The organism is Ruegeria sp. AE3 (assembly GCF_056542225.1).
Map to the genome: position 1 here is coordinate 1,344,530 of NZ_JBQFZL010000001.1, position 9,252 is coordinate 1,353,781.

Genomic DNA, 9,252 nt, shown 5'->3' on the forward strand with positions numbered 1-9,252 from the left:
CCTATTTTTGATCATCTGGTCAGAAATTTGTACGCTAACGTATTAAGGCGGGGAAATTGAAGCCCCCGACCCGTGTTTTTTGCTTAGCCCAGCGTTGTGTTGAAGGTACCGGGTAAGGTGACTTCCAACAATTCGATATTGTCTGTTGGGTCGGACAGCCGTGTGCGCATCCCAGGTGGGATGACGAACGCATCCCCTTGCTCCAGCCGGTAGGGATCGCGCCCCTCTCCTTCCAGGGTGACCTCTCCGTCCATTACAAAGATAAAGTGAATGTCGGTGTCATGGGTGGCCCATTCCGGATCACCCGATCCTTTGCGCACAACCTGCACCCCAGCGACGCCCTTGGTGTTCTCGGCAATCGTGGTGTCGCGGCAGATGTAACCCGGAAGACGGAAGGGCATCCACTCGGCACCCTTGGCCTGATTATAGACAAAACGTTGCCCCTGCCATTCGCGGTCCGGGCGGATGTGCGGAGTGGGAAGTATCATGTCATGGTCGATTTCCGTGACATGCTCAGCCGGCACTCCAATCTCGATGACCTGAACATTATCAGAGGCTTCGAGAACACGGTGCCGGATTTCCGGTGGTTGAATAAAGCAGTCCCCCGCTGTCAGGCGCATTTTCTCGCCCTGATCCTCATAGACCACATCCACCCAGCCATGGATGCAAAAGATCAGCTGAAACCCGACCTTGTGAAAATGCACCATGTCCGGGACCGGTCCGCCATCGGGAATGCGGATATGACTGGCGATGATCGACCCGCCCAGCCGATCCGGCACCAGATCGCGATAGTGCATCCCGGCCCGACCGATGATCCAAGGGGCCTGATCCTTGAGCCTGCGCACGACAAAGGAATGCACGGTCTCTGGCATCACCAGTGGCGGATTTCGTTCTTCAATTTCGATCCGGGTGCCATTTGGGGCCACCAGAACGCGTTCACCACCCGCGTAATCAGACGGATTATCCGTCAGAATACGCAAGGTACCAGGGCTTTCCGGTGCGTCTTTTTCAATGCGCAACCGCACGCCATGCCCCGAAAACACCGCGACGCGCGGATCGTCAGCGGGATAGATCATGTCCATCTTCATCCCCAGTTTTTTCGTGTAAAAGGGGATGTCGTCGCGAATTTCCCGCGTGGGCAGGCGAATCTCAGCGTGCGTTTTCGCCAGATCGGATGTCTTGGTCATCAGTATTCTCTTCGAATTGCAACTTTGGCCATCCGATCAGAACAGACGCCAAAATGCCAACCGAAAAGAACATCCCTGGCATTTCTTCCACAGCGAAGAACCGCATTTCAATGATCACGGATAAAGCGCCGCCGTTCAGCGCGGTGAACTCGACCAAAATCTGGGCGACAACAACTGCCCAGCATCGCTGCAACCAACATCCAACCTACTGATCCCTCGTTGGTTACCAGCCACGTCATCAGTCCTGAATGTCACGACGGCCTTGCCAGAGTGATCTTGGACGTCGCAATGTGAAAAGATGCAAAAGAACTCAGACAATACCAATCCGGATTCTGGTTGCGACATCACGGCAGAGTTACGTAGCGTAGCCAAGTTCAAATAAATAGTTTAAGGCTAAATCAAATTCTCAATGGGAGCTGAATCGCCGATGTCTGACACCCCCAGCCTGCGACAAGCTGCGCTCGAATATCATGAATTCCCCAAACCCGGAAAGCTTGAGATCAAGGCCACCAAACCGATGGCCAACGGTCGCGATCTGGCCCGCGCCTATTCGCCCGGCGTGGCGGAGGCCAGCCTTGAAATCAAGGCCGATGCAGCCAATGCCGAGCGGTACACCGCGCGCGGTAACCTTGTTGCTGTGGTGTCAAACGGCACCGCCGTGCTCGGCCTGGGGAATATCGGGGCACTCGCGTCGAAGCCGGTTATGGAAGGCAAGGCCGTTCTGTTCAAGAAATTCGCAGGCATTGATTGTTTTGATATCGAGGTCGATCAGCCCGATCCCGAAAAGCTGGCGGATATCGTCTGTGCCCTTGAACCGACATTTGGCGCCATTAACCTTGAAGACATCAAGGCCCCCGATTGCTTTATCGTCGAAAAGCTCTGCCGTGAACGTATGAACATCCCGGTTTTCCATGATGACCAGCACGGAACTGCCATTGTGGTCGGGGCTGCGGCCAAGAATGCGCTGCATGTGGCCGGAAAGTCTTTTGAGGACATCAAGGTCGTGTCAACCGGTGGCGGGGCCGCCGGGATCGCGTGCCTGACCATGCTCGTCAAGCTGGGCGTGAAACGTGAAAACATTTGGCTGTGCGACATTCACGGGCTTGTCTACGAAGGACGGGCCGAGGACATGAACCCGCACAAGTCACAGTTCGAGCAGAAGTCGGACTTGCGGACGCTGGACGATGTGATCAGTGGGGCTGATCTGTTTTTAGGTCTCAGCGGACCAAATGTTCTGAAGCCTGACATGGTCCGGAAAATGGCAAGCCGCCCGATCATCTTCGCCCTGGCCAACCCGACGCCGGAAATCCTGCCAGAGGACGCGCGCGCAGTGGCACCAGACGCAATCATCGCCACGGGTCGCAGCGATTTTCCCAATCAAGTCAACAACGTGTTGTGTTTTCCGTTTATCTTCAGGGGTGCATTGGACGTCGGCGCGACCGAGATCAACGACGCGATGCAGATTGCCTGCGTGGATGGTATCGCTGAGATGGCGCGCGCAACCACAAGCGCCGAAGCCGCGGCTGCCTATAAGGGCGAGCAACTGACCTTTGGCCCGGATTACCTGATCCCAAAACCATTTGACCCGCGTCTTGTGGGCGTGGTGTCATCGGCGGTCGCCAAAGCCGCCATGGAAAGCGGTGTTGCAAAACGCCCTATCGACGACTTTGACGCCTATAAGGAAAAGCTCAACCAGACTGTCTTCAAATCTGCCCTTCTGATGCGTCCTGTGTTCGAGGCTGCGGCCGTCGCATCCCGTCGCATCGTTTTTGCCGAAGGTGAAGATGAAAGGGTTCTAAGAGCCGCGCAGGCCATTCTCGAAGAGACGACGGAAACGCCAATTCTGATCGGGCGACCCGATGTGATCGAAACCCGGTGTGAAAAGCTGGGGCTGACCATTCGTCCGGGCAAGGACTGTCAGATCGTTAACCCGGAGAACGACCCGCGCTATTACGATTATTGGACTTCCTACCACCAGATTATGCAGCGCCGTGGGGTGACGCCGGATCTGGCCAAGGCGATTATGCGCACCAACACAACAGCCATCGGTGCGATCATGGTGCATCGTGGCGAAGCGGACAGCATGATCTGCGGCACGTTCGGCGAATATCGCTGGCATCTGAACTATGTTGAGCAGGTGCTTGACGAGGGCAACCTGCGCCCGCATGGTGCCTTGTCCCTGATGATCCTGGAAGATGGCCCCCTGTTCATCGCCGACACGCATGTCCGGCAATTGCCGTCGCCGGAAGAACTGGCAGAAACCACCATTGGTGCTGCGCGACATGTTCGCCGGTTCGGGATCGAGCCCAAGATCGCCTTCTGTTCGCAATCGCAATTTGGCAATCAGGCTGAAGGATCAGGCAAACGGCTGCGGGCGGCGCTGGAAATCCTTGATCGGCAGCCGCGCGATTTTGTCTACGAAGGCGAAATGAACGTAGATGCGGCTTTGGATGCAGACCTGCGGGCGCGCATCTTCCCGGCGTCGCGATTGGAGGGAGCGGCCAACGTTCTGATATTCGCCCACGCAGATGCGGCCAGCGGCGTGCGCAATATTCTGAAGATGAAGGCGGACGGGATTGAAGTTGGCCCGATCCTGATGGGAATGGGCAACAAGGCCCATATTGTTACTCCATCCATCACCGCGCGCGGTCTGCTGAACATGGCGGCGATTGCAGGAACACCCGTGGCGCATTACGGTTAACCTGGGGCGGCCTGGCTGGCGCCCCTGTCAACAGGGGGGAAGCGCATGAAAGGACATTGCCACTGCAACGCCGTGCATTGGGAAAGCGATGCCCAAGCCGCATGGAGCTGTTATTGCCACTGTTCAGATTGCAGGCGAAACTGCGCCGCGCCGGTCACGGCTTTTTTCGGACTGCCGCATGAAGCAGTCAGATGGCTGGGTCAGGCACCAAAGATCTATCGTTCATCTGAAGGGGTCGAACGTCTTTTTTGTGGCAATTGCGGAACCCAGATGGCCTATCGCACAGCGCGCGATAGGGTGAACATACATCTTTACACCGCAACGCTGGACGAACCGGAAACCCTGCCACCACAGTTTCACGTGTTCCACGCCGATCACCTGCCCTGGCTGAACCTTCAGGACAAGCTGCCACGTTACGCCAAAACGGCTGGTTGAGATGATTCCCGGAGGAGCCCAAGATTTGCATGTAAAAGTTTGCAACTTTGCAAATCTTCGCACTGCGGCGATGAAAACTCTGCTACACCTGCGATTTTGCAAAAATTTGCAAGTCATATTCCGCTGATCTGCAAATTTTTTGCGATAAACTGACGCGTCGTCATGCGTCGCGCTTGCCCGGATGTTTTCTGCAACCTAACACAATGTCCAGGCCGTTGTGAGGAGGACGAGATGGCGTATCAGGACGTTTATGACAGCTGGAAGACTGACCCCGAAGCGTTCTGGATGAACGCCGCAAAAGGGATCGATTGGGTCAAGGCCCCCAGCAAGGCACTGTTCGACGACAATGCGCCCTTGTACGAATGGTTCAGCGACGCGCGGGTCAATACCTGTTGGAATGCCGTAGACCGTCATGTGGAAAACGGGCGCGGTGAACAAACCGCCATCATCTATGACAGCCCCATCACCCACACCAAGCGCGAGATATCCTATGTTGAGCTTCGCAACCGCGTGGCCACTCTGGCCGGCGCGCTTCGCGCAAAGGGTGTCGAGAAAGGTGACCGTGTCATTATCTACATGCCGATGATCCCCGAAGCGCTTGAGGCAATGCTGGCCTGTGCCCGCCTCGGCGCCGTGCATTCAGTTGTGTTCGGCGGGTTTGCCAGCAACGAACTGGCTGTGCGCATCGACGACGCCAAACCCAAAGCAATCATCGCCGCGTCCTGCGGGATGGAGCCGGGCCGCGTGGTTCATTATAAGCCCCTGCTTGACGGCGCGATCGACCTGGCTAACCACAAGCCTGATTTTTGTGTGATCTTCCAGCGGGAACAAGAAGTCGCTCAGTTGATTGAAGGGCGCGACTTCAACTGGCATGGCTTCCAATACGGTGTCGAACCGGCTGAATGCGTACCGGTCGATGGCAATGACCCGGCTTATATCCTGTACACCTCTGGCACTACGGGTGCACCCAAAGGGGTCGTGCGCCCCACTGCCGGACACCTTGTGGCACTGAACTGGACGATGAAGAATATCTATAACGTCGATCCGGGTGACGTATTCTGGGCAGCCTCCGACGTGGGCTGGGTCGTGGGACACTCCTATATCTGCTACGCGCCCCTGATCCATGGAAACACCACAATTGTGTTCGAGGGCAAGCCAGTCGGCACCCCGGACGCGGGCACCTTCTGGCGCGTGATCTCGGAACATAAGGTCAAAAGCTTCTTCACCGCACCTACAGCCATCCGCGCCGTCAAACGAGAAGACCCAAAAGGCGAATTGATCGCCAAATACGATCTGTCTCATCTACAGGCCCTCTATCTGGCAGGCGAACGGGCTGACCCTGACACAATTATCTGGGCACAAAACGCGCTGAAGGTTCCGGTGATCGACCATTGGTGGCAAACCGAAACCGGCTGGGCCATTGCCGGAAACCCGCTGGGTATCGAAGAGCTTCCGGTCAAGCTGGGCTCGCCCGCAAAACCGATGCCGGGTTATGACGTGCAAATTCTGGATGAAGGCGGTCACCCGATGAAGGCCGGTGAACTGGGTGCCATCGCGGTTAAACTGCCCCTGCCCCCAGGCACCTTGCCAACACTGTGGAATGCCGAAGCACGGTTCAAGAAATCTTATCTTGAACACTTCCCCGGATATTACGAAACCGGCGATGCCGGGATGATTGACGAAGACGGGTACCTCTACATAATGGCGCGCACCGATGACGTCATCAACGTAGCGGGCCATCGCCTGTCGACGGGTGGGATGGAAGAAGTGTTGGCCGCCCACCCCGATGTGGCAGAATGCGCGGTAATCGGTGTTTCGGACCAACTGAAGGGGCAGATGCCGGTCGGCTTCCTGTGCCTGAATGCTGGTGTCACACGGGATCATGGCGATGTGGTTCAGGAAGTCGTCAAAATGGTTCGGGAAAAGATCGGGCCGGTGGCCGCCTTCAAACTGGCTGTTGTTGTCGACAGGTTACCCAAGACCCGTTCCGGTAAGATCCTGCGCGGCACGATGGTGTCGATTGCAGACGGTCAGGATTACAAAATGCCTGCAACAATTGACGATCCTGCCATCCTTGATGAGATCAAGGTGGCGTTGCAGACAATTGGTTACGCAAAGTAACCATCGGGCGGCATCGGCCGCCCATACCATGTCCGCCCTTGCAACCTGAATCTGGGCCCCTACTGTCGCTGTAAGACAGTGAGGGCCCATGACACATACCAATATCTGGCGTCTCAGCGCCACAGAGCTGACCACCCTGACCCGACGCGGCGATCTGAGTGCAACCGAGGCGGTTCAGGCCTCGATTGATCGCATGGACGCGGTGAACCCCGCGCTGAACGCAGTCGTCGAAGATTTGCGCACCGAGGCCCTGGAACGCGCGCAGTCGCTAGATGCTGCACGGGAGCGTGGTCAGCCGACCGGCCCGCTGCATGGAGTTCCGGTAACAATCAAGGTGAATGTCGATCAAAAAGGCCACGCGACCACCAACGGTGTCATTGCGCTGAAGGATGTGATTGCACCGGATGACGCGCCGGTGGTCAGCAACTTGCAAAAAGCGGGGGCCATTGTGATCGGGCGAACGAATACGCCCGAGTTTTCCTTCAGGGCCGACACCGACAACCCCCTGCATGGGCGCACGTTCAACCCGTGGGGACGGCACATTTCACCCGGGGGATCATCCGGTGGCGCTGCTGCCGCCGTGATGGCGGGTGTCGGTGCTCTGGCCCATGGCAACGATATTGGCGGCAGCCTGCGCTTTCCGGCTGCCGCCATCGGTGCCGTGACGGTCAAACCGGGGTTGGGACGCGTTCCCGCGTGGAACCCAAGTCAGAAGGCCGAACGCGGATTGCTGGCGCAGTCAATGTCGGTTCAGGGCCTGATCACCCGGTCGGCTGCGGATCTGCACCTGTCCATGCCCAGCCTGATCGCCACCGATGCGCGGGACCCATTCCACGTTCCAATGCCCTGGCACGGCGAGAGTTTTGACCAGCCGATCAAGGTGGCATTCACCAAGAACACCTTCGGCTATGCCCTGCACCCCGAGGTCGAAAAAGCCCTCGACACTGCGCGCGATGCGCTGGTCGATGCAGGGTACGTCGTTGAAGAGGTCGATCCGCCCGATGTCTTTGAATGTGGCCGGATCGGGTATCGGACCTTGATGGGCGAAGTGCTGACCCTGATGAAATCTGACATTGAAGCCGCTGGTTCCAGAACCATCCGCGACATCTTTGACGTCTACTTTCAGGAGTTCCCGCCCATCGTTGAAACAGAATTGGTTCGGATGCTGGCCAAGCGCAGCCATTATGCACGCGAATGGTCCCTGTTTATGCAGGACTACCCGCTGGTTTTGTCTCCTTTCCTGCCACAGCCATTTTTCAAACCTGACCGGGACACCGAAGGCGCGGAAGGCGTGCATGATGTTTTGGGATGCGCTGTCTATTCCTATGCGATGAACTTTCTAGGACTGCCAGCAGCTTGCGTTCCGTCGCGGCTGGCCAATCTTCCCAAAGGGCCTCAACCTATCAACGTACAGATCGCGGCACAGCGCTGGCGCGAGGATCTGGCCGTGGATGCCGCCGCCGCGATAGAAGCCCGCGTGGGACAGATGTGTTTGCCGCTTTGGGATCATATGTAGCAAAAATAGACCCCGGGTCATTGTGCCCGGGGTCCAGCTGCTAAAATAAGCCCGGATTTCTGATGACGAGCGTAGCACCACCCACCCTCGCCAGCGCAAAATCTGCGCAACCATTCGAAAACACCGTTCAGGTGGCCACTCACTCCCACCTTGGCGCGTTCTCCGGGCAAGTTCACATTAGCCAATCGTTAAGGGAATTCCTGTGAACTGCTTCACACAGGCGTGAGAAAAATTTGGGGAATCCTAATTTTATGTGAATTGTTCGGATATTAGGCGTTCTTCCAACCCATGGCCGGGATCGAAAAGGATACGGTGCGCAATGGCTGGTTCCGACCTGATCTCGACCCAGTCTATATCCGGGAAAGAAACGGAATCGGCGGCCACGATGACCGGGCGCTTGTCAGCTTCGACCACATCGAACCTGACTTTCGCCATTTTCGGCAATAAGGCACCGCGCCACCGCCGTGGGCGAAACGCCGCGATGGGTGTCAGGGCCAGAACGTCAGCGCCAATCGGAACAATCGGCCCATGCGCGGAATAGTTGTAGGCGGTCGATCCCGCAGGCGTGGCAAGCAACGCCCCGTCACAGACCAGTTCGGCCATGCGCACCCGGCCGTCTACGCTGATCTTGAGCCTTGCTGCCTGAGGACCGGCACGCAGCAATGACACTTCGTTGATCGCCAGCGCCTCGTGCAGTTTTCCAGATTGATCCATCGCCTGCATGGCCAACGGGTTGATAACCTCTTCCTCGGCATCCTCCAGCCGCGCCATCAGGTCGTCTTCGTGATACTCATTCATCAGAAAGCCGATCGTGCCGCGATTCATCCCGTAGACCGGAGTATCAAGATGCTGCATGTTGTGCAGGGTGTGCAACATGAAGCCGTCCCCACCTAATGCAACCACAATATCTGCGTCCCGAGGTGCCACGTTACCATGTTTGGCCACCAGGATGTCGCGCGCCGTTTGCGCCACTTTGACCTCACTGGCGAGAAAGGCGATTCTCTTTTTCATGTTTTGTGGTTTCCGGTGTTGCACATTTGGTTCCGAAACAAACATACCTTTCCCCAATAGGCCAGTCTTGACGCCGCAGCAGGCCAAATCGTCGCTTTAAGCCTTTTGCGAAAGTGGCGTTTCCGATAGGAAATCCGCAAGATTTTACCCAGCCATGTGGAGCGCCAATGAACGCCAATCTTCGTGACACCGGATTTTTCACCCAGTCCTTGTCGGACCGCGATCCTGAGCTTTTTGGCTCGATCCGGTCTGAGCTGGGTCGTCAGCGCGACGAGATCGAG

7 protein-coding genes are annotated in these 9,252 nt (G+C 57.0%); 4 read left to right on the forward strand and 3 right to left on the reverse strand.

Translation table 11 applies throughout. The features are described 5' to 3' along the window. Positions 1 to 83: 83 nt before the first annotated feature. Both ACR0NZ_RS06715 and ACR0NZ_RS06720 read right to left on the reverse strand, forming a co-directional pair. Complete coding sequence (locus ACR0NZ_RS06715; protein WP_480517701.1) at positions 84 to 1,187, reverse strand: cupin domain-containing protein; 1,104 nt, start codon at positions 1,185 to 1,187, stop codon at positions 84 to 86. Then, complete coding sequence (locus ACR0NZ_RS06720) at positions 1,150 to 1,380, reverse strand: hypothetical protein (protein WP_480517703.1); 231 nt, start codon at positions 1,378 to 1,380, stop codon at positions 1,150 to 1,152. The genes ACR0NZ_RS06715 and ACR0NZ_RS06720 overlap by 38 nt, the downstream gene beginning before the upstream one ends. Positions 1,381 to 1,614: 234 nt before the next feature. Here ACR0NZ_RS06720 and ACR0NZ_RS06725 point away from each other — a divergent pair, with 234 nt between their 5' ends. The 4 genes from ACR0NZ_RS06725 (at position 1,615) to ACR0NZ_RS06740 (ending at position 7,960) form a co-directional block, all read left to right on the forward strand. Beyond that, positions 1,615 to 3,888 (forward strand): NADP-dependent malic enzyme, encoded by a 2,274-nt coding sequence (locus ACR0NZ_RS06725; protein WP_480517705.1) that lies wholly within the window; start codon positions 1,615 to 1,617, stop codon positions 3,886 to 3,888. A gap of 45 nt (positions 3,889 to 3,933) precedes the next feature. Next, positions 3,934 to 4,323 (forward strand): GFA family protein, encoded by a 390-nt coding sequence (locus ACR0NZ_RS06730; protein WP_480504505.1) that lies wholly within the window; start codon positions 3,934 to 3,936, stop codon positions 4,321 to 4,323. Between the two features lie 231 nt (positions 4,324 to 4,554). Further along, complete coding sequence (prpE, locus tag ACR0NZ_RS06735) at positions 4,555 to 6,444, forward strand: propionate-CoA ligase PrpE (protein WP_480517707.1); 1,890 nt, start codon at positions 4,555 to 4,557, stop codon at positions 6,442 to 6,444. An 88-nt stretch (positions 6,445 to 6,532) separates the two neighbouring features. Then, a complete protein-coding gene (locus ACR0NZ_RS06740; protein WP_480517709.1) occupies positions 6,533 to 7,960 on the forward strand; it encodes an amidase family protein in 1,428 nt (475 codons plus the stop codon). A 249-nt stretch (positions 7,961 to 8,209) separates the two neighbouring features. Here the strand turns inward: ACR0NZ_RS06740 and ACR0NZ_RS06745 are convergent, their stop codons facing one another. After that, positions 8,210 to 9,016 (reverse strand): NAD kinase, encoded by an 807-nt coding sequence (locus ACR0NZ_RS06745; protein WP_480517711.1) that lies wholly within the window; start codon positions 9,014 to 9,016, stop codon positions 8,210 to 8,212. Positions 9,017 to 9,252 lie beyond the last annotated feature (236 nt).